At 67.2% G+C, this 25560-nt stretch carries 27 protein-coding genes and 1 tRNA gene; 12 read left to right on the forward strand and 16 right to left on the reverse strand.

Annotation, left to right across the window (positions count from 1 at the left end; translation table 11 throughout):
- Positions 1–42: 42 nt before the first annotated feature.
- From AC1DW3_RS25420 to AC1DW3_RS25435, 4 genes are read left to right on the forward strand one after another with little or no spacing between them, the layout of a single operon-like run.
- Entirely contained in the window at positions 43–1419 is a 1377-nt protein-coding gene (locus AC1DW3_RS25420; protein ID WP_477936200.1) for a multicopper oxidase family protein, read from the forward strand.
- A 7-nt stretch (positions 1420–1426) separates the two neighbouring features.
- Positions 1427–1909: a cupredoxin domain-containing protein gene (locus AC1DW3_RS25425; RefSeq protein WP_477936121.1), complete on the forward strand. Its 483-nt coding sequence runs from the start codon at positions 1427–1429 to the stop codon at positions 1907–1909.
- A gap of 17 nt (positions 1910–1926) precedes the next feature.
- Positions 1927–2244: a copper-binding protein gene (locus AC1DW3_RS25430; protein ID WP_477936123.1), complete on the forward strand. Its 318-nt coding sequence runs from the start codon at positions 1927–1929 to the stop codon at positions 2242–2244.
- On the forward strand, positions 2241–2621 hold the full coding sequence (locus AC1DW3_RS25435) for a hypothetical protein (RefSeq protein ID WP_477936125.1): 381 nt from the start codon (positions 2241–2243) through the stop codon (positions 2619–2621). Before AC1DW3_RS25430 ends, AC1DW3_RS25435 begins: the two co-directional genes overlap by 4 nt.
- A gap of 44 nt (positions 2622–2665) precedes the next feature.
- Here AC1DW3_RS25435 and AC1DW3_RS25440 read toward each other — a convergent pair.
- The 4 genes from AC1DW3_RS25440 to AC1DW3_RS25455 all read right to left on the reverse strand — a co-directional run bounded on the left by AC1DW3_RS25440 (position 2666) and on the right by AC1DW3_RS25455 (position 5591).
- Positions 2666–2753, reverse strand: a tRNA-Ser gene (locus tag AC1DW3_RS25440).
- Between the two features lie 47 nt (positions 2754–2800).
- Entirely contained in the window at positions 2801–4096 is a 1296-nt protein-coding gene (gene serS / locus AC1DW3_RS25445; protein WP_477936127.1) for a serine--tRNA ligase, read from the reverse strand.
- 74 nt (positions 4097–4170) lie between these two features.
- A complete protein-coding gene (gene ispH, locus AC1DW3_RS25450; RefSeq protein ID WP_477936129.1) occupies positions 4171–5148 on the reverse strand; it encodes a 4-hydroxy-3-methylbut-2-enyl diphosphate reductase in 978 nt (325 codons plus the stop codon).
- Positions 5148–5591 carry an FKBP-type peptidyl-prolyl cis-trans isomerase gene (locus tag AC1DW3_RS25455; protein WP_477936131.1) on the reverse strand — a complete coding sequence of 148 codons (444 nt, stop codon included), beginning with the start codon at positions 5589–5591 and terminating at the stop codon, positions 5148–5150. The genes ispH and AC1DW3_RS25455 overlap by 1 nt, the downstream gene beginning before the upstream one ends.
- A gap of 40 nt (positions 5592–5631) precedes the next feature.
- Between AC1DW3_RS25455 and radC the strand changes: the two genes are divergently transcribed.
- Positions 5632–6306: a RadC family protein gene (gene radC, locus AC1DW3_RS25460; protein ID WP_477936133.1), complete on the forward strand. Its 675-nt coding sequence runs from the start codon at positions 5632–5634 to the stop codon at positions 6304–6306.
- On the forward strand, positions 6303–6950 hold the full coding sequence (locus tag AC1DW3_RS25465; RefSeq protein ID WP_477936135.1) for a Smr/MutS family protein: 648 nt from the start codon (positions 6303–6305) through the stop codon (positions 6948–6950). Before radC ends, AC1DW3_RS25465 begins: the two co-directional genes overlap by 4 nt.
- Before the next feature lie 20 nt (positions 6951–6970).
- Here AC1DW3_RS25465 and AC1DW3_RS25470 read toward each other — a convergent pair whose 3' ends face one another.
- Entirely contained in the window at positions 6971–7537 is a 567-nt protein-coding gene (locus AC1DW3_RS25470) for a hypothetical protein (protein ID WP_477936137.1), read from the reverse strand.
- 259 nt (positions 7538–7796) lie between these two features.
- Between AC1DW3_RS25470 and AC1DW3_RS25475 the strand changes: the two genes are divergently transcribed.
- Positions 7797–8441, forward strand: coding sequence for a hypothetical protein (locus tag AC1DW3_RS25475; protein ID WP_477936139.1), 645 nt, complete (start codon positions 7797–7799; stop codon positions 8439–8441).
- Here the strand turns inward: AC1DW3_RS25475 and AC1DW3_RS25480 are convergent.
- From AC1DW3_RS25480 to AC1DW3_RS25490, 3 genes are read right to left on the reverse strand one after another with little or no spacing between them, the layout of a single operon-like run.
- Positions 8438–8827 (reverse strand): group II truncated hemoglobin, encoded by a 390-nt coding sequence (locus tag AC1DW3_RS25480; protein ID WP_477936141.1) that lies wholly within the window; start codon positions 8825–8827, stop codon positions 8438–8440. The genes AC1DW3_RS25475 and AC1DW3_RS25480 overlap by 4 nt on opposite strands.
- Positions 8820–9632 carry a MinD/ParA family protein gene (locus AC1DW3_RS25485; protein ID WP_477936143.1) on the reverse strand — a complete coding sequence of 271 codons (813 nt, stop codon included), beginning with the start codon at positions 9630–9632 and terminating at the stop codon, positions 8820–8822. Before AC1DW3_RS25485 ends, AC1DW3_RS25480 begins: the two co-directional genes overlap by 8 nt.
- A 58-nt stretch (positions 9633–9690) precedes the next feature.
- Entirely contained in the window at positions 9691–10416 is a 726-nt protein-coding gene (locus AC1DW3_RS25490; protein ID WP_477936145.1) for a GGDEF domain-containing protein, read from the reverse strand.
- A gap of 212 nt (positions 10417–10628) precedes the next feature.
- On the opposite strand from AC1DW3_RS25490, the gene AC1DW3_RS25495 reads away from it, so the two are divergent.
- The 3 genes from AC1DW3_RS25495 to AC1DW3_RS25505 are packed head-to-tail and all read left to right on the forward strand — an operon-like array spanning position 10629 to position 13247.
- On the forward strand, positions 10629–11480 hold the full coding sequence (locus AC1DW3_RS25495) for a CheR family methyltransferase (protein ID WP_477936147.1): 852 nt from the start codon (positions 10629–10631) through the stop codon (positions 11478–11480).
- Between the two features lie 2 nt (positions 11481–11482).
- Positions 11483–12148, forward strand: a complete 666-nt coding sequence (cheD, locus tag AC1DW3_RS25500) for a chemoreceptor glutamine deamidase CheD (RefSeq protein ID WP_477936149.1) — start codon at positions 11483–11485, stop codon at positions 12146–12148.
- 10 nt (positions 12149–12158) lie between these two features.
- Complete coding sequence (locus AC1DW3_RS25505; RefSeq protein WP_477936151.1) at positions 12159–13247, forward strand: protein-glutamate methylesterase/protein-glutamine glutaminase; 1089 nt, start codon at positions 12159–12161, stop codon at positions 13245–13247.
- Positions 13248–13251: 4 nt separating this feature from the next.
- Here the strand turns inward: AC1DW3_RS25505 and AC1DW3_RS25510 are convergent, their stop codons facing one another.
- A complete protein-coding gene (locus AC1DW3_RS25510; RefSeq protein WP_477936153.1) occupies positions 13252–13557 on the reverse strand; it encodes a hypothetical protein in 306 nt (101 codons plus the stop codon).
- A gap of 94 nt (positions 13558–13651) precedes the next feature.
- Between AC1DW3_RS25510 and AC1DW3_RS25515 the strand changes: the two genes are divergently transcribed.
- A complete protein-coding gene (locus tag AC1DW3_RS25515) occupies positions 13652–14578 on the forward strand; it encodes a LysR substrate-binding domain-containing protein (RefSeq protein ID WP_477936154.1) in 927 nt (308 codons plus the stop codon).
- Here the strand turns inward: AC1DW3_RS25515 and hemW are convergent.
- From hemW to AC1DW3_RS25540, 5 genes are read right to left on the reverse strand one after another with little or no spacing between them, the layout of a single operon-like run.
- The gene (gene hemW, locus AC1DW3_RS25520) at positions 14550–15734 is read right to left on the reverse strand and encodes a radical SAM family heme chaperone HemW (protein ID WP_477936156.1); all 1185 of its coding nucleotides are present in this window, start codon (positions 15732–15734) and stop codon (positions 14550–14552) included. The two genes, AC1DW3_RS25515 and hemW, sit on opposite strands and share 29 nt — an antisense overlap.
- 3 nt (positions 15735–15737) lie before the next feature.
- A complete protein-coding gene (gene rdgB / locus AC1DW3_RS25525) occupies positions 15738–16343 on the reverse strand; it encodes an RdgB/HAM1 family non-canonical purine NTP pyrophosphatase (protein WP_477936158.1) in 606 nt (201 codons plus the stop codon).
- A gap of 2 nt (positions 16344–16345) precedes the next feature.
- On the reverse strand, positions 16346–17077 hold the full coding sequence (gene rph / locus AC1DW3_RS25530; protein WP_477936160.1) for a ribonuclease PH: 732 nt from the start codon (positions 17075–17077) through the stop codon (positions 16346–16348).
- A 23-nt stretch (positions 17078–17100) separates the two neighbouring features.
- Complete coding sequence (locus tag AC1DW3_RS25535; protein WP_477936162.1) at positions 17101–18018, reverse strand: PP2C family protein-serine/threonine phosphatase; 918 nt, start codon at positions 18016–18018, stop codon at positions 17101–17103.
- The gene (locus AC1DW3_RS25540; RefSeq protein WP_056195338.1) at positions 18015–18983 is read right to left on the reverse strand and encodes a serine/threonine protein kinase; all 969 of its coding nucleotides are present in this window, start codon (positions 18981–18983) and stop codon (positions 18015–18017) included. Before AC1DW3_RS25540 ends, AC1DW3_RS25535 begins: the two co-directional genes overlap by 4 nt.
- Before the next feature lie 32 nt (positions 18984–19015).
- On the opposite strand from AC1DW3_RS25540, the gene AC1DW3_RS25545 reads away from it, so the two are divergent.
- Positions 19016–19930 (forward strand): YicC/YloC family endoribonuclease, encoded by a 915-nt coding sequence (locus tag AC1DW3_RS25545; RefSeq protein ID WP_477936164.1) that lies wholly within the window; start codon positions 19016–19018, stop codon positions 19928–19930.
- A 158-nt stretch (positions 19931–20088) separates the two neighbouring features.
- Here AC1DW3_RS25545 and AC1DW3_RS25550 read toward each other — a convergent pair whose 3' ends face one another.
- Together AC1DW3_RS25550 and AC1DW3_RS25555 are read right to left on the reverse strand one after the other, a co-directional pair.
- Complete coding sequence (locus AC1DW3_RS25550) at positions 20089–22965, reverse strand: glycoside hydrolase family 31 protein (RefSeq protein ID WP_477936166.1); 2877 nt, start codon at positions 22963–22965, stop codon at positions 20089–20091.
- 5 nt (positions 22966–22970) lie between these two features.
- Positions 22971–25361 carry a glycoside hydrolase family 3 N-terminal domain-containing protein gene (locus tag AC1DW3_RS25555; protein ID WP_477936168.1) on the reverse strand — a complete coding sequence of 797 codons (2391 nt, stop codon included), beginning with the start codon at positions 25359–25361 and terminating at the stop codon, positions 22971–22973.
- Positions 25362–25560 lie beyond the last annotated feature (199 nt).

The following is a 25560-nucleotide window of genomic DNA, read 5'->3' on the forward strand; positions in this document are numbered from 1 at the left end:
CACGGCTGGCGCGGCGCCCCACTGAACCCCGAGGACATCTCCATGTTCAACCGACGTTCCCTGCTCGCGGGCTCGACGCTGGCGTCACTGGCCGCGGTCTCCAAGGCGGCCCTCGCGGCCCTGCCCGAGCCCGTCATCCAGACCTCGCCCGACACGCAAGCCCCCCTCGTGCCGCCCAATGGCCGGCCCTACAACCCCGTTGTCACGCTGAACGGCTGGACGGCGCCCTGGCGCATGAACGCCGGCGTCAAGGAATTCCACCTCGTCGCCGAGCCCGTCGTGCGCGAGATGGCGCCCGGCTTCAAGGCCCATCTGTGGGGCTACAACGGCCAGAGCCCGGGGCCCACCATCGAGGTCGTCGAGGGCGACCGGGTGCGCATCTACGTGACCAACCGCCTGCCCGAGGTCACCAGCATGCATTGGCATGGCCAGCGCCTGCCCAATGGCATGGACGGCGTGACCGGCCTGACGCAGCCACCCATCCCGCCGGGCAAGACCTGGGTCTACGAATTCGTCGCACGCCGCCCCGGCACCTTCATGTACCACCCCCATGCCGACGAGATGGTGCAGATGGCCATGGGCATGATGGGCCTGTGGATCACGCACCCGAAAGCGAAGCACCCGCAGATCGACGAGGTCGATCGCGACTACGCCTTCCTGCTCAACGCCTACGACATCGAGCCCGGCAGCGCGACGCCCAAGGTCATGACCATGCTGGACTTCAATCTGTGGAGCTGGAACAGCCGCGTCTTCCCCGGCATCGCGCCGCTGGTGGCGCGCCAGGGTGACCGGGTGCGCATCCGCATCGGCAACCTGACGATGACCAACCACCCCATCCACATCCACGGCCATGAGTTCATGGTCACGGGCACGGATGGCGGCCCGGTGCCCAGGACGGCACGCTGGCCCGAGGTGACGACGGATGTGGCGGTCGGCCAGATGCGCCAGGTCGAGTTCGTCGCCGACGAGGAAGGCGACTGGGCCTTCCACTGCCACAAGGCCCACCACACGATGAATGCGATGGGCCATGCGGTGCCGACCATGATCGGCGTCGACCACAGCGGCCTGACGGCCAAGATTCGCAAGCTGGTGCCGGACTACATGGTCATGGGCGAGCGTGGTATGCACGACATGACCGAGATGAGCATGCCCCTGCCCGACAACACGGCGCCCATGATGGCGGGCGAGGGCCCCTTCGGCCCGGTCGCGATGGGTGGCATGTTCAGCATGCTCAAGGTCAGGCGCGGCCTCAAGCGCGGCGACTACGCCGACCCTGGCTGGTTCCAGCACCCGCCCGGCACGCTGGCGCGAGAAGTGGGCGACGCGCCGCCTGCGCCCAAGGCTCCGGACACGCCGGCGTCCCAACCCGGAGACGTCGAAGTACAGGTCCGCAAACCCAACGGCCATCATGGCCACTGAGATCACGATGAAGACCCTCATCATCACGTTCGCGCTGGCCTTCGCGGCTGTCGCTGCCCATGCCCACGGAGACCATGCCGCAAGCGCGCCTGGCGCGGCCAGGAAGGAACAGAAACCCTGGGGCATCGCCGGCGAACGCCGTGCCGCCAAGCGCGCCATCGAGATCAGGATGAGCGACGACATGCGCTTCATGCCGTCGCGCATCGAGGTCCGCCAGGGCGAGACCGTCCGCCTCGTCATGCGCAACCGCGGTGCCGTACTGCACGAGCTTGTCATCGGCACCCAGCAGGAGCTGGAGGAACACGCGGCATTGATGCTGAGGTTCCCGGACATGGAGCATGACGAGCCCTATATGGCCCATGTGAAGCCGGGCCAGACCGGTGAAATCGTCTGGACCTTCAACCGTGCGGGCGAGTTCGACTTCGCCTGCCTCATCGCTGGCCATTTCCAGGCTGGCATGCGCGGCAAGTTCATCGTCCGCGCGCGTTGAATCGAGGAATCCCATCCATGAAAAAACTGCTTCTCTGCGCCGCGCTGCTGGCGGCACCCGCCCTGCCCCTGGCCGCCGAAGCGCCTGCTGCCGCAGCGTCGGCTGCTGCCGATGCGATGACCGATGCCGAGATCCGCAAGATCGATCTTGCCGCGGCCAAGCTGACGCTGCGCCATGGCGAGATCAAGTCCCTGGACATGCCGGCCATGACCATGGTCTTCCAGGCCCGCGACAAGCGCCTGCTCGAAGGCCTCAAGGTCGGCGACAAGGTGCGCTTCAAGGCCGCACACGAGGGCAGCCAGTTCATCGTCACGCACATCGAGGTGGCGAAATGAAGACTGCCATCACCCTGCTCTGCCTCGCCGCGAGCGGCCCCGCCCTCGCTGCTGCGCAGGTTGTCGACATTGACTGGACGAGCGAAGGCCGCTTCGCCCACGCGACGACGCTGGCGCCCAAGGAGGTGCTGGAGGTCTGCGGCAAGCTGCCCAAGGGCAGCCGTGTCCAGTGGTCTTTCGAGGCCACGGCCGCCCTGCCCTTCAACATCCACGTCCACCAGGGCAAGGAGGTCGTCTACGTGGCCCGGTTGGAGCGCGCCGAACGCGCCCAGGGCCTGCAGACCTTCGACGCCGAGCCGGCGCATTGCTGGATGTGGGCGAACAAGGGCGCGCAAGCCGTGAAGGTCGGCGTCGAGCTGCAACAGCTGCCGCGCTGAGCGCACAAAGAAAAAGCCCGCCGGGGTTGCCGGCGGGCTTGGTCTGGAGGAGAGGGGGGGATTCGAACCCCCGAGACGTTACCGTCCGCCTGATTTCGAGTCAGGTACATTCAACCACTCTGCCACCTCTCCGAATCTGGTGCGAGCTGAGCCCAGCATTATAGCCAGGATTTTTCGGTTCAGCCGCGCAAGGTGTCGACACCACCCAGATAGGGGCGCAGCGCCTCGGGCACCGTGATGCTGCCGTCCGCGTTCTGGTAGTTCTCGAGCACGGCAACCAAGGTCCGGCCGACGGCCAGGCCGGAGCCGTTCAGCGTGTGCACGAACTCGTTCTTGCCCTGGGCGTTCTTGAAGCGCGCCTGCATGCGGCGGGCCTGGAAGGCGCCCATGTTCGAGCAGGAGCTGATCTCGCGGAAGGTGTCCTGCGCCGGCAGCCAGACTTCGAGGTCATAGGTCTTGGTCGAGCCAAAGCCCATGTCGCCGCTGCACAGCAGCACCGTGCGGTAAGGCAGGCCGAGCTTTTGAAGCACAGCTTCGGCGTGGCCGGTCATCTCTTCCAGCGCGGCCATGCTGTTCTCGGGCAGCTCGATGCGCACCATCTCGACCTTGTCGAACTGGTGCTGGCGGATAAGGCCACGCGTGTCACGGCCAGCAGAGCCGGCTTCCGAACGGAAGCAGGGGCTGTGCGCCGTCAGCTTGACGGGCAGGTCCTCGGGCTTGAGCACGCTCTCGCGCACGGTGTTGGTCAGCGAGATTTCCGAGGTGGAGATCAGGTACTGCTCGACCTGCTCCTCGTCGCCGCCGCGCAGCACCCAGAACATGTCTTCCTTGAACTTGGGCAGCTGGCCCGTGCCCTCGAGGATCTCGCGGTTGACGATATAGGGCGTGTAGCACTCGGTGTAGCCGTGCTCGGTGGTCTGCACGTCGAGCATGAACTGGGCAAGCGCACGGTGCAGGCGTGCGGCCGGGCCCTTCAGGAAGGCGAAGCGCGAGCCCGAGAGCTTGGCGCCCATCTCGAAGTCCAGGCCCAGCGGCGCGCCGAGGTCGACGTGGTCCTTGACCGGGAAATCGAAGGACTTGGGCGTGCCCCAGCGGCGCACTTCGACATTGCCGTTTTCATCCACACCCGCCGGCACGCTGGCGTCCGGCAGGTTGGGCACGCTCATCAGCAGCGTGTTCAGCTCGACCTGGATGGCGTCCAGGCGTTCGGCGCCGGTCTTCAGCTCGTCGGCAATGCCACCGACTTCGCTCATCAGCGCCGAGGCGTCCTCGCCCTTGCCCTTGGCCATGCCGATCTGCTTGGACAGCGCGTTGCGGCGCGCCTGCAGCTCCTCGGTGCGCACCTGCACCGCGCGGCGCTCGCCTTCGAGCGACTTGAAGCGCTCCACGTCGAGGAAGGTCTGGGGGTTCTTGCGCGCGTTCAGGCGCTCGATGACGGCATCGAGGTCCTTGCGCAGCTGGGTGATGTCGAGCATGGGATAAAACCTTGGGAATCGAATAGACAAGCGGCGCCGATGTCAGGCGCCGCCGGGAGCTGGACGCACCGGCATCAGGATCGGGACGAACTCACCTCGGCCATGGACTTGTCGCCCAGGCCCATGGGCAGCGGGAAGCGCACATGCTCTTCGACGCCCGGCAGGCTGCGCACCGTCGTGGCGCCGAGGGCGCGCAGGCGGTCGATGACGGCCTGCACCAGCACATCGGGCGCCGAGGCGCCGGCCGTCAGGCCCACGCGGGCGCGGCCTTCCAGCCACTCGGCCCGCAGGTCTTCGGCGGCATCGACCATATAGCCCGGCGTGCCCAGGCGCTCGGCCAGCTCGCGCAGGCGGTTGCTGTTGGAGCTGGTGGGGCTGCCGACGACGATGACGACGTCGACCTGCGGCGCCAGCACCTTGACGGCGTCCTGGCGGTTCTGGGTGGCGTAGCAGATGTCCTGCTGCTTGGGCTCGCGCACCTGCGGGAAGACRCGCTTCACCTCGGCCAGGATGKCGGCGGCGTCGTCCACGCTCAGCGTCGTCTGCGTGACGACGGCCAGCCTGGCCTGGTCCTTGACCCGCACCTTGGCCACGTCCTCGACGTCCTCCACAAGGAAGATGCCCTCGGACAGCTGGCCCATCGTGCCCTCGACCTCGGGATGGCCCTTGTGGCCGATCATGATGAATTCATAGCCCTCGCGGTGCAGCTTGGCCACCTCGACGTGGACCTTGGTCACCAGCGGGCAGGTGGCGTCGAACACCGTGAAGCCGCGTGCGGCGGCCTCGCGGCGCACCTCCTGGCTGACGCCATGGGCGCTGAACACCAGCGTCGCGCCGGGCGGCACCTCGGCCAGGTCCTCGATGAAGATGGCGCCGCGCGACTTCAGGTCGTTGACGACATAGGTGTTGTGGACGATCTCGTGGCGCACATAGATGGGCGAACCGAACTTCACGAGGGCCCGCTCGACGATCTCGATGGCCCGGTCCACGCCCGCGCAAAAACCGCGTGGCTCGGCCAGCACGACTTCCTGGGGAAGGATGACGGCGTTCATCACAGCACCCCGATCACTTGCACCTCGAAGCTGACCGGCTGGCCAGCGAGGGGATGGTTGAAATCAAACAGCAGGGCCTCGTCGCCCAGCTCGCGCACGACGCCGGCGTAGCCGCCCTGCCCGTCCGGTCCGGGGAACTGCACCACGTCGCCGACGTTGTAGACCTCGTCCGGGTCGCCCAGCTGGCGCAGCAGGCTGAGCTTCACGCGCTGCAGCAGCTCGGGGTTGCGCTCGCCAAAGGCCTCGCCCGGCGCCAGCGTGAAGCGCTCGTGCGCGCCCTCGGGCAGGCCGATGAGGCGCGCCTCGATGGCCGGCGACAACTGGCCGGCGCCCAGGGACAGGGTGGCGGGCTTGTCGTCAAAGGTATTGACGATGTCGGCGCCGTCCGGGCCCGAGAGCCGGTAGTGCAGGGTCAGGAAGGACCCGGCCTGGATAGGGTTCATGCGAGGAAGAGAAACGCTTGGCTAGACTGGGCGCGATTTTATGTCGTTGACCCATCTACCCCCGGAAGCCCGTCCGCGCGAGAAGCTGCTCGCCCGCGGTCCGCAGGCACTGGCGGACGCCGAACTGCTGGCCCTGCTGCTGCGCACCGGCCTCCCGGGCCTGCCCGTGCTGCAGCTGGCGCAGAGCCTGCTGGACCGCTTTGGCGGCTGGGCGGGGCTGCTGGCGGCGAGTGTTCAGGACCTGGCCAAGGTCAAGGGCCTCGGGCCCGCCAAGCGCGCCGAGATTGCCGCCGTGCTGGAGATCGCGCGGCGTTCGCTGAACCAGCAACTGGCCGAAAAGCCGGCCATGAACGACGTCGACACGGTGAAGACCTATCTGCGCCTGCACCTGGGCGGCCTGGGTCACGAGGTCTTCGCGGTGCTGTTCCTGGACGCTCAGCTGCGCCTCATTGCGATGGAGACGCTGTTCCAGGGCAGCCTGACGCAGACGACYGTGCACCCGCGCGAGGTCGTCAAGCGGGCCTTGGCCCTGGGCGCAGGCGCCGCCATCCTGGCCCACAACCACCCCAGCGGCGTGGCCGAGCCGTCGCGGGCCGATGAACTGCTGACCCAGCATCTGAGCCAGGCCCTGGCGCTGGTGGACGTGCGCGTCGTCGACCATTTCGTCGTCGGCGCGAGTGGGGTCGTGTCCTTCGCCGAGCGGGGGCTGCTGTGAGCGCCAGGACCGTGCGCAGCCTCGCCGACCTGAAGCCGCTGGCGCGCGAACTGGCCGCGGCCAGGCTGGCCGCCGAGATCGAGCGCGAGCGCGTCGCCGCCGCCGTGCGCCTGGCCGAGCAGGAAAGGCGGGTCTTCGAGCTGACCGTCGGCCCGGTGACGCCGCTGCGCAGCATGGACCGTTTCATCCACGAACTCGAACAGCCGGCGCCCGAGCCGCGCCAGCGCGAAGCCGACGAGCGCGCCGTGCTGCTGCAGGCCCTGTCCGACGAGATCGACGTCGACACGCTGCTGGACACCGACGAGACGCTGAGCTTTCGCCGCGAAGGCATCAGCCTGGAGGTGGTGCGCAAACTGCGCCGCGGCCACTGGTCGCTGCAGGCCCAGCTTGACCTGCATGGGCTGCGCCGCGACGCGGCCCGAGAGGCCCTGGGCCTCTTCATCCATGACAGCGCGCGGCGCGGCCTGCGCTGCGTGCGCGTGGTGCACGGCAAGGGCCACGGCTCGCCGGGCCGCGAGCCGGTGCTCAAGGGCCGCGTGCGGCGCTGGCTGGTGCAGAAGAACGAGGTGCTGGCCTTCGTGCAGGCGCGCGCCAGCGACGGCGGCGCGGGCGCCCTCGTCGTGCTGCTGGCGGGAACGCCCTGACGAAGCGACGCCGCGCGCGCCTATTCGATCTTGCTGGCGCCTTCGATCCCCAGCACCAGCGGGCGCTTCAGGTCACCGGCGTTGTGCAGGCCCGAGGGCGTGAGTTGCAGATCACGCGCCTTGAAGTACAGAAAGCCGTTGACCTGGCTCACGGTGACGCTGCCCTTGGCTGCACCGCCGGAGTTCCATTCGACGATCTTCTTGTTGGACACGTCGGCGAAGTTCACCTTCACCTTGCGGGCCGCGAGATTGGGCTGGGCGGCGACCTGGTAGACGCCCGGCGCCGGCGTGGCACTGCCGAAGTTCAGCGAGGCCACTTGCAGCTTGTCGCTGGGCGCCAGCACGAAGGCCTCGGACGTGGCGAGATACAGCAAGCCGGCCTTGAGGGCGTACTCCTTGGCGCCCGCGCTGGCGCGCAACTCGCCGTAGTTGAACCAGCCGTTGGGACCGGCGTAGAGCTTGCTCTTCGGGTTGGTGTAGCGGTCATCCGGCGCTGGAGACACGTTGGTCCAGGCATCCGCCGCCGGCTGGGCATGGGCCAGCGCGCTGGCGGCGAGGGCGACGCAGAAGAACAGTTTCCGGTGCATGGAGAGCGTCCCTTCAAGATGGCGAAGCGCGCGGCGCGCAGGACGGGCACGTTAGCACGCGTGCCGCCGCTGGCCGAGCGCGCGCGTTGCCCAGCGGAACGGCCTGACGCGCCGCTGACGGCGAATGACACCGGGCTGTCGCGTCGCGCGGCAGACACGCGGTGCAACGCCATTGACCAGTCCGGTTAGCCCGGAGTAGTCTGGGCTCGAGCCGCCATCAGCGCGACATCCGGTTTCCCAGCCCCAACGAGGAGAGCCCATGTCCCTTACCTTTTCCGATCGTGCGCCCCAGCCCAAGAGCTATGTGGGTATCGGTTTCGTCGTCGCGCTGCATCTGGCCGCGATCTATGCGCTGAGTGCAGGGCTGATGAAGACACCCCCGCCACGGCACGAGAGCACACCGATCAAGCCGCTGCCGCCCGAGGTCCGGGAAATTCCGCCGCCCCAGGAGCCGGCGCTTCCGCCTCGCCCGATCTTCCGCGATGTGCACATTCCGATTCCGGAACCCACGGAGCCCGTGGTCGCACCGCAAGATCCCGTCATCCGCGGCACCGTGGTCCGCGAACCGGGTCCCATCACCGATGGGCCGACGGCTGGCACGGTTCCGACGGTCGTCCCACCGACGACCAAGCCCGACACCAGCATCAAGGCGCCCGGCGCCGTCTGCTCCATGATGCCCAAGCCCGAGGTGCCTGTCGTCAACTGGGCCGGCGAAGCCGTGCTGCAAGTGATCGCCACCGTGCGCGGCGGCCGCGTCGTCGGCACGGACTTCCGCGTGGCCCAGGGCGCGCTGGACAGCAAGACCAAGCGCTCGCTGCAACGCTCGGTGGAGTCCGCCCTCGCCGGCTACCAGTGCCAGGGCGACGCGACCTTCCAGCAGGACTTCGCGTTCCGCCTCGACTAGACGTTTCTCATCCAGTCGGCCGTTCCTGCGAAGGACTCGGCCAGACGGGCCTGCAGGGCCGGGTCCACCCCGGTTTCCTGCATGGCCTGGCCCATGCAGGCCAGCCACTCGTCGCGCTCGGCGATGCCGATGCGAAACGGCATATGCCGCGCCTTCAAGCGCGGGTGGCCGAAGCGGCTGATGTAGTGGTCAGGGCCGCCGAGCCAGCCGCACAAGAACCAGAACAGCTTGTCGCGCGCGCTGTCCAGCATGTCGCCATGCGCCGCGCGCAGCCGCGCGTAGGCGGGCTCCAGGTCCATCAGGTCGTAGAAGCGGTCGACGAGTTCGCGCACCCGCGCCTCGCCGCCTGCCCATTCGAAGGCAGTGGTGGGAGTCGATTCAGCCAAGGAGTTTGGAGGCGAGCGCCTTGATGGCCTGGGCTGCGTCGCAGCCGGGGTAGTGCTCCAGCATCAGCTGGCGCTTGAGCACGGCCTGCTTGACGGCGACATCGGCCTTGACCTCACCGTAGAGCTCGAGCCGGAAGCTCTGGCCCGGCGTCGGGCCGACGAAGCGCTGCAGCACCTGCTGCAACTGGCCGCAGATCAACTTGCCCTCGCCGACGCGGTTGGCCTGGTTGACGAGCAGGCCCACATGGCGGCGGTCCTGCTGCGTGGCCAGCACCTTGATGGTGGCGTAGGCATCGGTGAGCGACGTGGGCTCGGGCGTGGCGACGACGAGGACGTCGGTGGCCAGCGAGATCGCGAACAGCACGACGTCGGAGATGCCGGCACCCGTGTCCAGCAGCACCCAGTCGAAACGCGGCTTGACGAGGTCGATGATGTGCAGCAGCTTGTCGCGCACCTCGGGCGTCAGGCGCGAATACTCGACCATGCCCGAACCGGCCAGCAGCACGGAGAAGCCGCCCGGCGCGGGCAGGATGGCCTGCTCCAGCGTGGCCTTCTCGGTGAAGACGTCGTGCAGCGTCAGCTTGGGGTGCAGGTTCAGCACCACATCGAGGTTGGCCAGGCCCAGGTCGGCGTCCAGCACCAGCACCTTCTGGCCGCGCGCGGCCAGGGCCGCGGCGAGGTTGGCGGTGACGAAGGTCTTGCCGACGCCGCCCTTGCCGCTGGTCACGGCGAGGGTGCGGGCGCCGGAGCGCGCCGGGCGTGCCGGCGGCGGCGTGGGGGCAGCAGGATCGGAGGTCGTAGTCATATGAAAACCTTCGTGCTGCGCACTGCGGTGCGAGCCCTTTCGGGCGGCCGTGCAGGGCTCATATCGTGTCCTGTTGCGTTTCGAGATTCAGGGAGGCGAACAACATGCCCTTTTCTTCGGCGCTGACCAGGGAGTCGATCTGGGGTTCGAGGCAGGCGCGGTTGCGGCCTTCGGCCTTGGCGCGGTAGAGCTGGCGGTCGGACCGCTCCGTCCACAGCAGTGGCGACGAGCGCACCCATTGCGGCGCGAAGGCGCCGCCCAGGCTGACGGTGACACTGAGCATCTGGCCCGGGCCGACCTCGATGGCGAGTTCGGACACGCGCTCGCGCACCCGCTCGGCCACGGCCAGGCCCACATGCGAGGCGCAGTTGGGCAGGATGATGGCGAACTCCTCGCCACCCACGCGGGCGACGAGGTCCATGGGCCGCACCGTTTGCTCGACGGCGCGGGCCACGGCGCGGATGACCTGGTCACCGGCACCATGGCCGTGGGTGTCGTTGACCGCCTTGAAATGGTCGATGTCCAGCATCAGCAGCAGCGCGCCCTCACCGGAGCGGGCGACGCGGTCGACCTCGCGGGCCAGGGCCATCTCGAAGCTGCGGCGGTTGACGAGGCCCGTCAGCGCGTCGCGGCTGGAGAGATCACACAGCGCATCGAGCACGGCCTGCAACCAGGCGGCGCTCATCGGTTCTTCGTCCGGAAGCAACGCCCCGGCCTGCTGCAGCAACTGCAGGGCCTGGTCCAGAACGAGCACTTCGGCGTCGATCAGGTGGGGGGCGGGCAAGCGGTGTTCCAAAGGTTGGGACGGAAGACTGGATTGTGGTTTCGGGGCAGTCTAGCAGCGGCCCCTGTGTGTCCAGGTCGTGAAACAGGCACGTTCCTGAGGCCTGTTTGCACTATGCTGGACCGGACCAGGACCGTACAAACGCCCTGCGGTGCAGAATCGGCGCGCCACGCCAGAACTGCTGCGAGCACCAACAAATCTGATTTTTAGACATGCCCGCACCCGACCTCGCCACCGGCAACGACGCCCTCGATCACGAGTTCAGTTTCAGCAAGGCCGACTTCGACCGTGTGCGCGAGCTGATCTACAAGCATGCCGGCATCAGCCTGCATGACGGCAAGCATGCGATGGTCTACAGCCGGCTGTCGCGGCGCCTGCGCGAGACCGGGCACAAGAGCTTCGCGAGCTATCTGCAGTGGCTGGAATCCTCCAGCGGCGCATCGGGCGCCGCCGAATGGCAGGAGTTCGTCAACTGCCTGACGACCAATCTGACGTCGTTCTTCCGCGAGGAACACCATTTCCACGCCTTGAAGGACGACCTCAAGCCCTACGTCGGCAAGCCGGTGCGCATCTGGTGCTGCGCCGCCTCCACCGGCGAAGAGCCCTATTCCATCCTGATGACCTGCAGCGAGGCCCTGGGCGCCAGCGCCTCGGTGCAGCTCGTCTCCAGCGACATCGACACCAATGTGCTGGCCGCGGCCAAGCGCGGCGTCTACAACGCCGATGCGCGCGGCCTGGACGCGACGCGGCTGAAGAACTTCTTCATGCGCGGCACCGGCGCCAACTCCGGCAAGATCCGCGTCAAACCCGAGTTGCAGCGCTGGGTCGAGTTCCGCGCGCTGAACCTGATGGACGCGCAGTGGCAGTTGGGCGACCCCTTCCACATGGTGTTCTGCCGCAACGTGATGATCTATTTCGATGCGCCCACCCAGCGCAAGGTGCTGGAGCGCATCCACCGCGTCATGCGGCCGGGAGGGCTGCTGTTCGTCGGGCACTCGGAGAACTTCACCGAGGCCCGCGACCTGTTCAAACTGCGCGGAAAAACCATCTACGAACGGGTCTGAGCATGAGCACTCCCCTCGCCTCCGCACCCACCATCGGCTTCGGCAACCCGGCCGGGGTCGCCAAGGTCAACCACCTCAAGGCCCAGCCTCGCAAGCAGGGCGAGGCCTCGTTCTTCTTCTACGACGCCCACTTCAAGAACGCGGCCGTCAAGATCCTGCCGGGCGAGTACTTCGTCGACCAGGAGGACCTGCTCGTCATGACGACGCTGGGCTCCTGCATCGCTGCCTGCCTGTGGGACCGCGTCGCCAAGGTCGGCGGCATGAACCACTTCATGCTGCCCGAGGGCAATGGCGACTCGGGCCGCTACGGTTCCTACGCGATGGAACTGCTGATCAACGAGATGATGAAGCGCGGCGCCAGCAAGGCCCGCATGGAAGCCAAGATCTTCGGCGGCGGCGCCGTCATCTCGGGCATGAATTCGCTCAACGTCGGCGAGCGCAACACCAATTTCGTCATCGACTTCCTGAAGCTGGAGCGCATCCCCATCGTGTCCAAGGACGTGATGGACGTGTACCCCCGCAAGGTCTGTTTCCTGCCCGCCAGCGGCAAGGCCATGGTCAAGCGCCTGGCACCGACGAATACCGACGCGCTGGTCCAGCAGGACAGGGCAGCAATCCAAAAGGTGCAGCCGGTCGCCAGCAGCGGCGGCTCCATCGATCTGTTCTAGGAGGCCAACGATGGCCAAGACCAAAGTCGTGGTGGTGGACGACTCGGCGCTGGTGCGCTCCATCCTCACCGAGATCATCAACCGGCAGTCCGACATGGAATGCATAGGCGCGGCCGCCGACCCGCTGGTCGCGCGCGAGATGATCCGCAACCTCAACCCCGACGTCATCACGCTGGACGTCGAGATGCCGCGCATGGACGGGCTGGATTTCCTGTCGCGCCTGATGCGGCTGCGGCCCATGCCGGTGGTGATGGTGTCCACGCTGACCGAGCGCGGCGCCGAGGTCACGTTGAAGGCGCTGGAGCTGGGCGCCATCGACTTCGTCGCCAAGCCCAAGATCGGCGTCGCCGACGGCATCAAGCTGCTGGCCCAGGACATCACCGACAAGATCCGCATCGCCTCCAAGGCGCACATCCGCCGCGCCCCGCCGCCGCCAGCACCCGGCACGGCGGCGCCAGCGCCGGTCAAGGCCGTGACGATGGCCAGCCTGGGCAAGGCCTCGACCGAGAAGATCATCTTCATCGGCGCCTCCACCGGCGGCACCGAGGCCACCAAGGACGTGCTGATCAACCTGCCGGCCGACAGCCCGGCCGTCGTCATCACCCAGCACATGCCGCCCGGTTTCACCAAGAGCTATGCGGCGCGCCTGGACGGCCTGTGCAAGATCCGCGTCAAGGAAGCCCAGGACGGCGAGCGCATCCTGCCCGGCCACGGCTATATCGCGCCGGGCGGCATGCATCTCAGCGTGGAACGCAGCGGCGCCAACTACATCGCGCGCGTGCAGGACGGCGAGCCCATCAACCGCCACAAGCCTTCGGTCGAGGCGCTGTTCCTGTCGGCGGCCAAGACCGTCGGCCCGAACGCCATCGGCATCATGCTGACCGGGATGGGCGCCGACGGCGCCAAGGCCATGAAGGTCATGAAGGACGCCGGCGCCTACAACTACTGCCAGGACGAGGCGAGCTGCGTCGTCTTCGGCATGCCGCGCGAGGCCATTGCGGCCGGCGCGGCGGACGAGGTGCTGCCGCTGAACCAGATCGCGACCAAGGTGCTGGAGCGGCTCCGCGCGACGTCGGGCATCTCGCTCAACCGCGTCTAGAAGCTCAGCGCTTGGAGGCGCTGGCCGGCACCTCCGCCTTGGCCAGCAGCAGCGGGCGCTGGCGGGCGACGACGACGGAGTCGTTCGGGAACACCGGCTTGAAACCGTCCAGCGACTTCGGGCTGGCTGGTACCCATGCCGTCTGTGCGGGAGGCGCGGCCTTGCCAACCACGACGACACGGTTCGAGCGGTCCGCGGCCGCCTCCTTCAGTTCGGCATTGGCATCCGTGAAGGCCCGGGCGGTCGTCGTGGCGAGCACGAGAACGGCGGCAAAAGAGGCAAAAGCAAGCCAGCGGGGCAGCGTGTTCATGGTGGATCTCCTTCAAGTGCTGGTTATGCTATGCATCCAGCGCCGCGCTGAGAAACGCTTATTTCTGCACTGATTGGTTGGATTGGCTTACCAGATGGCCTTACTGGACCGCTTTCCCCTGCACTACCTGGCCGCCTTCCGTGCTGCGGCCCAGACCGAGAACCTGCGCGCCGCGGCCGAGAGCCTGCACCTGACGCACAGCGCCGTCAGCCAGCAGATCCGCGGCCTGGAAACGGCCCTGGGCTTCGAGGTCTTCACCCGCCAGGGCCGGCGCTTGGTGCTGAATCCGGCGGGACAAGCCCTGCAACGTGCGGTCAGCAAGGTGTTTGCCGAACTGCAGGCCGGCCTGCTCGCGGCCGGCCAGGCGCATGGCAACCAGGCGCAGATGCTGCGCGTGACCTCCCTGCCCTCCTTCGCCCAGCGTTGGCTGATGCCCCGCCTGCCGCGCTGGCAGGCCCTGCAGCCCTGCATCACGCTGGACCTGCACACCGGCCAGCAAGTCGTCGACCTGGAGCGCGAGGGCTACCAGGTCGGCCTGCGCGTCGGCCGCGGCGGCTGGGCCGGCCTCGTCAACGAGCGTCTCTTCCACTCGCCGCTGATCGCCGTCGCCGCACCGGCCCTGGCGCACCGGCTGATTGGCCAGCCGCTGGAGGCGCTGGCCTCACAACCGCTGCTGGACGACGTCGACGTCTGGCGCGAATGGTTTGCGCTGGCCGGGTTGCCGATCGCGCCTGTCGTCGTGGCGAGCTTCAACGATGCCGGCGTGCTGCTGCAGGCCGCCGAGCAGGGCATGGGCGTGGCACTGGCGCGGGAGTTGATCGCCGGCGACGCGCTGCTGGATGGGCGCCTGGTGCGCGTGGCCGCGCAGGAGCTGGATCTGGATGCCGGGCGCGACTATCACGTGGTCTACCCCGAGGCGCTGCGCGACGACCCGGCCGTGCGCGCCTTCTGCGACTGGCTGCACGCCGAGATCGCCGCACTCCAACAACGACTCACAGAAACAGCTGCTGTAGATCGCTGAGGAAGTCGAAACCACGCGCCGTGGGCTGGATGCGGGCCGGATCGGCCTCCAGCAGCCCTTGCGCACGGCCCTTGGCCATGCCGGCCGAGATGCTGGAAACGGGCAGTCCGGTGCGCTCCAGGAACTGCGTCATCGTGACGCCCTCCTTCAGCCGCAACGCGTTCAGCATGAACTCGAAGGGCAGGTCCTTGCGCGCGACCTCGTGCTCGTTGCTGACCTTGTTGGTCTGGGCCATGAAGGCCGCCGGCTCGCGCCAGCGCACCTGGCGCAGCACGCGGTTGGGAAAGCTCAGCTTGCTGTGGGCGCCGGCGCCGATGCCGAGGTAGTCGCCAAACTGCCAGTAGTTGAAGTTGTGCGCGCAGCGGTGGCCGTCGCGGGCATAGGCCGAGACTTCATAACGCGCCAAGCCATCGGCGCCGGTGCGCGCCGTGATCAGGTCCAGCATGTCGCTGGCCAGATCCGCATCGGGCAGCCCGGCCGGCGTGCGCGTCGCGAACACCGTGTTGGGCTCGATGGTCAGGTGGTAGATGGACAGATGCGGCGGCTTGAAGCTCAGCGCCGTGTCCAGTTCCCGCGCCAGATCGTCCAGCGTCTGGCCCGGCAGGGCATACATCAGGTCGAGGTTGAAGGTCTCGAAGGCCGAGGCAGCCTCCGCCAGCGCCTCGCGCGCCTGGGCCGAGCTGTGCACGCGACCCAGCGCCTTCAGTTGCGCATCGTCGAAGCTCTGCACGCCCACTGACAAGCGCGTCACGCCGGCCTGACGGAAGCCCTTGAAGCGCTCGCGCTCGAAGGTGCCCGGGTTGGCTTCCAGCGTGATCTCGCAGCCCGGCTCCAGCGGCAGGCGGGCGCGGATGTCGGAGATCAGCTGGGCGATCTGCTCGGGGTTGAAGAGGCTGGGCGTGCCGCCGCCGATGAAGATGCTGACGACATGCCGCCCCCAGATCAGCGGCAGCGCGGCTTCGAGGTCGTCACGCAGCGCGGCGAGRTAGGCCTCGGCCGTGTCGATGGCCAGCGCGCCRTCCTTGACCTCATGCGAGTTGAAGTCGCAGTAGGGGCATTTGCGCAGGCACCAGGGCAGGTGCACATAGAGGGCGAGCGGGGGCAGTGCGGGCAGCTGCAGCGTGCCCGGACGCATCAGATGAACAACGTCAGCCATCACTCACCCGAGGCGCCAGACCTCGCGGAATTGCTCGATCAGATGAACCGCAGCCAAGGCACGATGGCTGTGGCGATTCTTGACCTCGGCACTCAGGCTGGCCACGGTCCGGCCCAGGGCCGGGATGTGCATCAGCGGGTCGTAGCCAAAGCCGCCCTCGCCGCTCGGCGCGGCCAGGATCTCGCCGCTCCAGCGGCCCATCGCGATCAGCGGCTCGGGGTCGTCGGCGCTGCGCACCGCGACGAGAGCGCAGACAAAGCGTGCGCGGCGGTCCTCGATCGCAGCCATCTCGCGCAGCAGGCGCTCGTTGTTGGCCGCATCGCTCTTCTCGCCACCGGCGTCGAGCGCGTAGCGCGCCGAGCGCACACCGGGCGCGCCGCCCAGCGCGTCGACGCTCAGGCCCGAGTCGTCGGCCAGCGCAGGCAGGCCGCTCAGCCTGGCCGCATGACGGGCCTTGACCAGGGCGTTCTCCGCAAAGGTGTCGAAGGGTTCTTCGGCCTCCGGGATGCCCAGGCTGCCCTGGTTCACCAGCTCGATACCGAGCGGCGTGAACAGGGCCTGCAGCTCGACGAGCTTCTTGGCATTGTTGGAGGCGAGGACCAGCTTCATGCTCAGGCCTTCAGCGCTGCCTGCTGGGCGGCGAGCAGGTCGCGAATGCCCTTGTCGGCCAGGTCGAGCAGCGCATTCATCTCGTCGCGCGTGAACACGACCCCCTCGGCCGTGCCCTGCAGTTCGACAAAACCGCCCGACGCCGTCATGACGACGTTCATGTCGGTGTCGCAGGCCACATCCTCGACGTATTCGAGGTCCAGCAGCGGCACGCCATCGACGATGCCGACGGAGATGGCCGCCACGGCCTCCCTGATCGGCGAGCGGGCCAGTTTGCTGTCGGCGATCAGCTTGTTGACGGCATCCTGGGCCGCGACGAAGGCGCCCGTGATGGCCGCCGTGCGCGTGCCGCCGTCCGCCTGCAGCACGTCGCAGTCCAGCGTGATGGTGCGTTCGCCCAGCGCGCTCAGGTCGAACACGGCGCGCAGCGAGCGGCCGATGAGGCGCTGGATCTCCTGCGTGCGGCCGCTCTGCTTGCCGCGGGCGGCCTCGCGGTCGCCGCGGGTGTGGGTGGCACGCGGCAGCATGCCGTACTCGGCCGTCACCCAGCCCTCGCCGGAGCCGCGCTTGTGCGGCGGCACGCGCTCCTCGACGGAGGCGGTACAGAGGACGCGGGTGCCGCCGAACTCGATCAGCACCGAACCCTCGGCATGCACGGTGAAACCGCGGGTGATGCGCACGGGGCGCAATTGATTGGCGGCGCGGCTCGCGCTGCGCGTGAAGGTCTTGGTCATGAGGGCGGGAGGGTTGGCGGCAATCAGCGGCGATGGGCGCCGCGGCCGGATTGGCGGATCACTTCGTTGATCTCGCGCACGGCGCGCTCGATCTCCTCGTCGTCCATGGCAGCCATGCCGGCGACGAGGTCGGCGTCCAGCGCACCCTGGATGGTGGATGCAAAGCCGGAGTTGCCAAGGTTCTGCGTGGTCTCGCCACTGGGCTCGCCCTCGCCTTCCCATTCGACGGCCAGCACGGTGACGTTGTCACTGCGTGCGCCGCCGCGGCGCAGGGCCTCCTCGACGAGATCGGGCACCGCCTCGGAGATGGCCTGGTCGGCGATGTGCTGGACGATCTCGCCGTCCTCGACGCTGCCCCAGAGGCCGTCGGAGCACAACAGGATGCGATCCGCGGCCTCCATGACGAGAGGCCCCTGGCAATCGATCATGGGCTTGCCGGGGCTGCCCAGGCAGGTGAAGAGCACGTTGCGGTTGAAGGGCTCGCCGCCTTTGGCAACGCGGCCGAGGGCTTCCTGCAACTCGGAATAGGAATGGTCGCGCGTGCGGGCGATCAGCTTGCCGGCACGCACGAGATACAGGCGCGAGTCACCGCAATGCGCCCACCAGGCCTGGTTGCCCTGCAGGATGCAGGCCACGACCGTGGTGCGCGGCGTGTCATGCAGGCCCTTGCTTTCGGCATAGCGCAGCAGCTGCTGGTGGGCAATGACGATGGTTTCCTGCAGGAAGCGCTGCGGGTCTTCGATGACCGGCCGGGCATCCTGCTGGAACAGGGCCGCCAGGGTCTGCAGTGCGATCTGGGCCGCGACTTCGCCTTCGGGATGGCCGCCCATGCCGTCAGCCAGCGCAAACAGGCCAGCCTCCCGCGTGAAGCAATAGCCCATGCGGTCTTCATTCGTCTCGCGGCCACCGCGACGACTGACTTGAAAGACGCTGAATCTCAAGCCTTCGCTCCAGATTTAAGGTTCTCGAGCTGGAGTTTGAGCCTTTCGCTGAAAGAAAGCTTGGTGTAGCGGCGCTCGGTCTCGCGGGCGAGCTCCTTCTGCAGCGCGAACACGCTCTGCGGGCGCGACAGCGCGTCCAGCGACATGCACCACTCGGTCACCTCGAGCAGGTTGTCGGAATAGACATTGCGCAGGCGCGACAGGCTCAGGGACAGGCGGTCCTTCTCCAGGCGCTGCGGCGCGTCGTTGGGCGGATAGCCCTGCATGCAGGCATAGATGCAGGCGCCGATGGCGTAGATGTCGGTCCAGGGGCCGAGCGAGCCGTCGCGGCGGTACATCTCCGGCGCGGCAAAGCCTGGCGTGTACATCGGGCGGATGAAGTTGCCTTCCTTGCTCAGCACTTCACGCGCGGCGCCGAAGTCCAGCAGCACGGCCTTGTTGTCGTTGGTGATGAAGATGTTGGCCGGCTTGATGTCCAGGTGCAGCATCTTGTGCTGGTGGACGATGCGCAGGCCGCGCAGGATCTCGTCGAAGAGGCTGCGGATGGTCGACTCGCGGAAGACCTTGTCGCGCTTCATGTCGCGCGCGGTCACGATGAAGTCCTGCAGGGTGTCGCCCTGCAGGTAGTTCATGACCATGTAGACGGTTTCGTTCTCGCGCAGGAAGTTCAGCACCGAGACGACGCTGGGGTGGGAGATCTGCGCGAGCGAGCGGCCTTCCTCGAAGAAGCTCTTCAGGCCGAGTCGGTATAGCGGTTGCTTCTCGGGCTTGACGCGAGGGGTCAGTTCGCCGGGCGAACGTTCGGCCAGCGATGAGGGCAGATATTCCTTCAATGCGACCAGGTGGTGGTCGGGATCCTCGGCGAGATACACCACGCCGAAACCGCCCGCCGCCAATCGCTTGATGATCTGATAGCCCCCAACCACCGTGCCTGCGGGCAAGGGCGCCGGCTTCGGCTTGGACATAATCGCGTTTTGTCTGTTTTGCGAGATGCGAAATGCCAGTCTACAGCATGACCGGGTATGCCAATTCCCTGGCGCAACCCCCTAAAGCCGAGGACGGCAACAGTTCAGTGCAAGCTTCGGTCAGCGTGGAGTTGCGCTCGGTCAACGGCCGGTTTCTGGACCTGTCCATGCGCATGCCCGAGGAAATGCGCGGCCTCGAACCCCAATTGCGCGAACTGATCGCGGCGCGTTTCAAGCGCGGCAAGATCGAGCTGCGCATCAACACCCAGCGCGACGCCGACGGCGCCTGGCCGCAACCCCAACCCGAACAGCTCAACCGCCTCGCCAGCCTGGAAGCCAAGGTTCTTACCTGGCTGCCCCAGGCCGCGCCGCTGTCCGTCCATGAGGCCTTGAACTGGTGCAAGAGCGGCACGGCGGCGCCGGTCCAGCTGGACGCGGTCACGCTGGAAGCCGCCCAGGCCTGCGTACAGGGCCTGGCCGACGCCCGTGAGCGCGAAGGCGAGAAGCTGGTCGCCATCCTGAGTGAACGCATCAAGCGCCTGCGCGAGCTGGCCGACGAGGCCGAGCCCCTGCTGCCCGCCGTCGTCGCGCGCCAGCAGCAGCGCTTCCTGGAGCGCTGGCAGGAGGCGCTGACGGCCAGCGCCGCCGGTAGCAGCGTGCCCAAGGAGGCCTTGCAGGAACGGGCGCTGAACGAGGCCGCGGCCTTCGCCATCCGCATCGACGTGGCCGAGGAACTGGGACGGCTGCGGGCGCATCTGGAAGAGCTGACCCGATTGCTGAAAAAGGGCGGCGAGCTCGGAAAACGGCTGGATTTCCTGATTCAGGAATTACATCGGGAAGCGAATACCCTGGGTTCCAAATCCGCCGCGCTGGAATTGACGAATATCTCCGTCGAAATGAAAGTCGCGATCGAGCAAATGCGCGAGCAGGTCCAGAACATTGAGTAGGTTTTTGAGGCGCCCCAAGACGTCCCGCTTCCCATGAGGCCGCCGTTGCCGAGCGGCGGGTCGCCGCTCGGCATCGATGGCCTCTTCACGGATCGCGTCGACCAGTTCATGCCGTGACGCGGCGCCTTCTGCCGTGGTCCCACGCGCCGACGGTGCCCCTACAGCGCCTTGACGACGAGACGGTCTCCGGAATAGGTCACGGGAACAGCGGGCGCATCGAAGTCGACGGTGCGGTCGCCGGGTTTGAGGAAGCGGATGTTGAAAGTTCGTCTGGGCACCATGCCCGCATAGGTCCCGGAGCGGGGCCCGATGGTGACTTCGGCGCGTTTGTCGTCATAGGCAAAAGGGATGCGCGTGTACTGGCCGGCCTTGTACGAATTCGAGACGCCGTCGTCCTCGTAGAGGCTGAAGCTGCCATCGGCGCCGGTATAGACATGGATGGTGAGCGGCGCGTCGGGCTTCTCGTCCACGTATTGCATGACAGGCCCCATGGGCACGATGGCGCCCGCTTTGACGAAAAGGGGTATCTGGTTCAGCGGTGCGGCCACGGTTCGCGTCTGCCCCCCCTTGACCGCCTCGCCCGTCCAGATGTCGTACCAGGTCGCCGTGCCAGGGAAGTAGACCGTGCGGGACGTCGCGCCATACCGCGTCACCGGCGCCACCAGCATTGATTTGCCGAACAAGTATTGGTCGGCGATCTTCTTGGCCTTGGCGTCTGCCGGGAAGTCGAGGGCCAGGCCGCGCATGATCGGCGCGCCCTCGTAGTGGCTGTCAGCGGCGGCCGTGTAGATGTAGGGCATCAGCCGGTAGCGCAGTTCCAGGAACCACACCATGTTCGCCCGCATGGCGGACCCCTCGGGCGAGATTTCGTGGATCTCGCGCTTCACGCCTTCACCGTGGCTGCGCATCAAGGGTGAGAAGGTGCCGAACTGCCACCAGCGCTGATTCAACTCCTGCCACTCCTGCAGGTCTTCGGCGGACCGCACGCCGCCTGCTGCGCGGTTCTCCTGGAGCCCCGCAACCGACTTGTCCTGGAACCGGGCTTCCTGCGAGTAGCCGCCGATGTCGTGCGTCCAGTTGGGCACGCCTGAAAACCCGGTTTGCACTCCTGCCGAGATCTGCTTGTACAGGCTGTCCCAGGTGCCGACGACATCTCCCGACCACAGCGCCGCCGAATTTCGCTGCACGCCCGCGAAGCCGGAGCGGGTCAGGATGAACTGGCGAGCGTCAGGCCGGTCCCGCTTCAGGCCGTCGTGAACGGCCTCGGTGCTCATGGTGGCGTAGGCGTTGGTCACCAGCGCACCCGGCCCCATCTGCGTCGGCGTGATCAGTTCGGCGAGTTCTTCGGGGCTGGCGTTGGAGCGCACGTCGGGTTCGGTGTTGTCCATCCACCAGGCGTCGAAGCCGAGGTCGACCAGGGGCTTCTTCATCTGGCGGTAGAAGATGTCCCGCGCTTCCTGGTTGTAGGGCGAAAAGTGGCTGTTGAGATGGCCCGCGCCGACCCAATCCTTCATGCCGAGTTCGACATTGCGGCGCCACATATAGCCCTTGGCGTCCAGCTCCTTGTAGTTGGCGGTGTTGGGATAGAACTTGCCCCAGATCGAAATCATGATCCGGGCATGCTGGCGATGAACCTCATCGACCATGCCCTTGGGATCGGGGAAGCGTGCCGCATCGAAGCCATGGCTGCCCCACTGGTCTTCCGGCCAGTAGAACCAGTCCTGCACGATGTTGTCGATGGGCCACCGATTGGCGCGGTAGGTCTTGAGCACGCCGAGCAACTCGGCCTGGGTGCGATAGCGCTGCCGGGATTGCCAGAAGCCGTAGGCCCATTTCGGCATCATGGGCGGGATGCCGGTGACCTGGTGGTAGCCGCGGATGACGCCCTGGATGGAATCGGCGCCGATGAAGTAGTAGCTCAGGCCGGTGCCGGCTTCGGACGCAAAGCGCAGCGAGTGCTTGTCGTCGTTGGGCTCTGGGTCGGAGTGATGCAGCGAGATGAGGCCGCTCGTCGGCCGCCATTCGACGTGCAGGCTGACCGGCTTGCCTGGGCTGAACGGCTGCTCGAAATTGTTGTACCAGCCGTTCCAGTTCACACGCCAGATGTCATGGTCGAAAAGGGTCTTGCCGTCGACCTTCAGCGTCACGTAGTCCGAAGCGAACAGGCGCATCTTGTGCAGCCCCGGCTTGTCGGAGGCGGCCGTCCCTTCCCAGACGACCTTGACCCTCTTGCCGCGGGTGGCGGCCTTGCTCAGCGCGGCGTCGGCGGGCCAGTATTTGCTGACATCGCTGAGGAACTGATAGCGGATGTCGGGCTCCACGCGGGTCAGGATCAATTGATCGTCGACGTAGTACTTCGCGGTCAGGCCGCTGGCGCCGTTCAGCGCCGTGAGCTTCAAGTCACGGCTGGCCAGCCCGAAGCGCTTGGGGTTGCCGAAGCGCGTGACGGCGTTGTTGTCCCAGAGCACGCCGTAGTTCCTGTCGGACACGACGAACGGGATGGCGATGTCCATGTTGTGCTGACGCAGCTCGATGTCTTCGCCGTTCAGGTCCATCTGGGCGTTCTGGTGCTGGCCCAGGCCGTAGAACGCCTCGTTCGTGCCCCGGTTGAACTGGACGGAGGGTGCGACGTAGGGCCGGCCCTCGACCGTGACCGGCTGGAGATCGGCTCTTGCGGTCGTCAGCACGGCAGCACCCTTGGCGTCCAGGAAGGTGACCCGGCCGTCCTTCAGCGACACCTGGGCCGACGCCTTGCCTGCATCGAGCGTCACGGCATCGGGGCCGGCCTTCACCGTGAAGCGGCCACTCGGCTTGGCGACGGCCATCAGCGACTCGAGCTGCGGGCGCGCGGGATCGTCAACCCCGGTGACCTGGATGATCGACTCCGTGATGGCATTGAGGCGCAGTTCCTTCACGCTGCCCGTATCGGGCCTCACCACCACGCCCGTGGGCGTTTGCTGGTAGGTGCCGGCGAAGGAAGCCGTCGTCGCCAGCAACGTGGCGGCGAGCAGGGAAAGCGAAAGGGATGGGGTCATGTCGTTCAGGCCGCGGTGACCGTCAAGGTGGTGGTCTTCAGGTTGACGCTGTTGGGGCCGGTCATGATGGTGAAGCTGCCGGGCTCGACGACGCGCTTCATGTCCATGCCGTAGAACTGGAGTTCTGCTGGCGTGATCGTGAGGGTGACCGTCCGCTTCTCGCCGGGCGCCAGCGTCACGCGGGCAAAGCCCTTGAGTTCCTTGACGGGCCGGGTCACCGACGAGATGTCATCACGGATGTAGAGCTGCACCACCTCGTCACCCGCGCGCTTGCCGGTATTGGTGACGTCCACCGAGACCGTCACGCTGTCCGCCGGCGCTATGGTTGCCTTGGACAGGCGCGGCTCTGACAGCGCGAACGTCGTGTAGCTCAGGCCGAAGCCGAAGGGATAGAGCGGTGTGTTGTCAGCGCCGAGGTAGCCGCGGTTGGCCGTCGGTTTGGCGTTGTAGTAGACGGGCAATTGCCCGACGTTGCGGGGGAAGCTGATCGGCAGCTTGCCGCCCGGGTTGGCGCGGCCGAACAGGATGTCGGCAGCGGCATGGCCGGTTTCCTGCCCGAGGTACCAGCCCTCGATGATGGCGCTGGCCTTGGCATGCAGCAGGTTGATCGCCAGCGGCTTGCCGTTCAGGAGGAAGACGACCGTCGGCTTGTTCAACGCGAAGATGGCGGCTGCCAGGTCGTTCTGCTGGCCGATCAGTTCCAGCGAGTCCCGGTCGCCCAGATGGGTGTCCGACCACGCCTCGCGGGTGGTCTGTTCGTTGTCGCCCAGCACCATCACGATCGTGTCTGCCGTCCTGGCCGCTTCGACGGCCTCGGCGATCAGGCGGGCATTGACCGCCGGGGCGATGAACCGCACGTCGTCTTCCGTCCACTCGCGCTTCTCGGTCAAGCGCACCGCTTCGCGGTACTCGAAGCGGAAGCCCTGCGACTTCGCTTCGCCGGCCAGGGCATCGTGGATCGACACCACATGGCGAGGGATGTCGGAGTAGCCGCCGATGGGCGTGTCCCTGGCGTGCGTGCCCAGCAGCAGCAGCTTGCCGACCTTTTTGCCGTCGAGCGGCAGCACGCCGTCGTTCTTCAGCAGCACGACGGATCGCACCGCCGCTTCGCGCGCCACGGCCACCGCGTCTGGTGTGGCGGTCAGGCCGTCCGCCTTGCTGGCGTCGACGTAGGGGTCTTCAAACAATCCGGCGAAGAACTTCAGCTCCAGGATGCGACGCACGACCTCGTCGATCTCGGCCTCCTTGATGCGGCCGGCCTTCACCAGGTTGACGAGCTCGGGGAAGCCGCCGCTGTCAGGCGTTTCGATGTCGACCCCGGCGGTGAAGGCGCGATAAGCCGCCTCCTTCATGTCAGGCACCAGCCGGTGGCGCGACACCAGATCCCCGATCGCGAAGTAGTCCGAGACCGTCAGGCCCTTGAAGCCCCATTCACCGCGCAGGATGGTCCTCAGCAGCCACGGGTTGGCATGTGAAGGCACGCCGTCGATCTCGTTGTACGACGGCATGACGGCCGCGATCGGCGCCTCGCGGATGATCTTCTCGAATGGCGGGAAGAAGACTTCGCGCAACACCCGCTCGGAGATCTGCGCCGGCGCGGTGTTGATGCCGCGCTCGGGCTGGCCGTGCCCTGTCATGTGCTTGAGCGTCGCCAGCACCTTGGCCGGCGCCAGCTTGCGCTCGGTACCGGAGAAGCCGATGACGGCCGCCTTGCCCAGCACGCCCGTCAGGAAGGGGTCTTCACCGAAGGTCTCCTCCACGCGGCCCCAACGCGGATCGCGGCAGACATCGACGACCGGCGCCAACGCGAGGTTGGCGCCCCGCGCCCGCATCTCCCGGGCGCAGACCGAATAGATCCGCTCGATCAGCGCCGGGTCGAAGGACGACGCCAGCCCGATCGCCTGCGGGAAGCAGGTCGCGTCGCGCGCCGCGTAGCCATGCAGGCTTTCCTCGTGCATGAACAGCGGGATGCCCAGGCGCGTGCGCTGCACCGCCCAGGCCTGGGCGGCATTGACGTAGGCCGCCGTCTCGGCCGCCGTGCGGTTCGCCATGCCGGCATCTGCACCGGCGTTGGTGTTGCCCACACCCTTGCGGTCGCTCGGGCGGCCCAGCATGCCCAAGCCGTGCGGCAGGGCCTGCGCGGCCCGTACCGCATCGAAGTCACCGCGTTCGTTCTGCACGCGGTTCTTGCCGATCCAGATGCACAGGGTCTGGGCCACCTTCTCTTCCAGCGTCATGCGGGAAAGCAGGTCTCTGACACGCAATTCCACGTCCGCGGAAGCCTGCTTGTAAAGCGGCTGATCGGACTGAGCCGCCACCGCATGGCCTGCCGTGGCAAGCCCGACGGCACCGACGCCTTGGACAAAGTTGCGACGCGTCACACCGGCAGTACTCATGGATCTCCCTCGCAGGCTGTTCAGTCTGGGCGCACACCCTAACGCAGGTCGACGCATGGCGGCAGGAACTGGCGGGAAAGGGGGCTCACCCGCATGCGGCCGAGTATTGCAACCCGCCAGTCGGCGCGCGATGCCACGGTGCTACGGCCGCAGTGTCACGTCCACGTCTTGGACGACGCCTGCCCCGACAGCGGGCAGC

This window comes from Roseateles sp. P2_H4 (assembly GCF_056403315.1).

What these genes read in the sequence shown, in the direction of transcription:
- AC1DW3_RS25470 (WP_477936137.1), bottom strand. Translation starts at nt 7,537, where the DNA reads ATGCACCGGAAACTGTTCTTCTGCGTCGCCCTCGCCGCCAGCGCGCTG.
- AC1DW3_RS25475 (WP_477936139.1), top strand. Translation starts at nt 7,797, where the DNA reads ATGTCCCTTACCTTTTCCGATCGTGCGCCCCAGCCCAAGAGCTATGTG.
- AC1DW3_RS25495 (WP_477936147.1), top strand. Translation starts at nt 10,629, where the DNA reads ATGCCCGCACCCGACCTCGCCACCGGCAACGACGCCCTCGATCACGAG.
- cheD (WP_477936149.1), top strand. Translation starts at nt 11,483, where the DNA reads ATGAGCACTCCCCTCGCCTCCGCACCCACCATCGGCTTCGGCAACCCG.
- AC1DW3_RS25545 (WP_477936164.1), top strand. Translation starts at nt 19,016, where the DNA reads ATGCCAGTCTACAGCATGACCGGGTATGCCAATTCCCTGGCGCAACCC.
- AC1DW3_RS25510 (WP_477936153.1), bottom strand. Translation starts at nt 13,557, where the DNA reads ATGAACACGCTGCCCCGCTGGCTTGCTTTTGCCTCTTTTGCCGCCGTT.
- AC1DW3_RS25420 (WP_477936200.1), top strand. Translation starts at nt 43, where the DNA reads ATGTTCAACCGACGTTCCCTGCTCGCGGGCTCGACGCTGGCGTCACTG.
- AC1DW3_RS25435 (WP_477936125.1), top strand. Translation starts at nt 2,241, where the DNA reads ATGAAGACTGCCATCACCCTGCTCTGCCTCGCCGCGAGCGGCCCCGCC.
- AC1DW3_RS25505 (WP_477936151.1), top strand. Translation starts at nt 12,159, where the DNA reads ATGGCCAAGACCAAAGTCGTGGTGGTGGACGACTCGGCGCTGGTGCGC.
- AC1DW3_RS25425 (WP_477936121.1), top strand. Translation starts at nt 1,427, where the DNA reads ATGAAGACCCTCATCATCACGTTCGCGCTGGCCTTCGCGGCTGTCGCT.
- AC1DW3_RS25455 (WP_477936131.1), bottom strand. Translation starts at nt 5,591, where the DNA reads ATGAACCCTATCCAGGCCGGGTCCTTCCTGACCCTGCACTACCGGCTC.
- AC1DW3_RS25555 (WP_477936168.1), bottom strand. Translation starts at nt 25,361, where the DNA reads ATGAGTACTGCCGGTGTGACGCGTCGCAACTTTGTCCAAGGCGTCGGT.
- AC1DW3_RS25430 (WP_477936123.1), top strand. Translation starts at nt 1,927, where the DNA reads ATGAAAAAACTGCTTCTCTGCGCCGCGCTGCTGGCGGCACCCGCCCTG.
- serS (WP_477936127.1), bottom strand. Translation starts at nt 4,096, where the DNA reads ATGCTCGACATCACCCAGCTGCGCAAGGACCTCGATGCCGTCATCGAG.
- rph (WP_477936160.1), bottom strand. Translation starts at nt 17,077, where the DNA reads ATGACCAAGACCTTCACGCGCAGCGCGAGCCGCGCCGCCAATCAATTG.
- AC1DW3_RS25540 (WP_056195338.1), bottom strand. Translation starts at nt 18,983, where the DNA reads ATGTCCAAGCCGAAGCCGGCGCCCTTGCCCGCAGGCACGGTGGTTGGG.
- AC1DW3_RS25550 (WP_477936166.1), bottom strand. Translation starts at nt 22,965, where the DNA reads ATGACCCCATCCCTTTCGCTTTCCCTGCTCGCCGCCACGTTGCTGGCG.
- rdgB (WP_477936158.1), bottom strand. Translation starts at nt 16,343, where the DNA reads ATGAAGCTGGTCCTCGCCTCCAACAATGCCAAGAAGCTCGTCGAGCTG.
- AC1DW3_RS25485 (WP_477936143.1), bottom strand. Translation starts at nt 9,632, where the DNA reads ATGACTACGACCTCCGATCCTGCTGCCCCCACGCCGCCGCCGGCACGC.
- AC1DW3_RS25515 (WP_477936154.1), top strand. Translation starts at nt 13,652, where the DNA reads ATGGCCTTACTGGACCGCTTTCCCCTGCACTACCTGGCCGCCTTCCGT.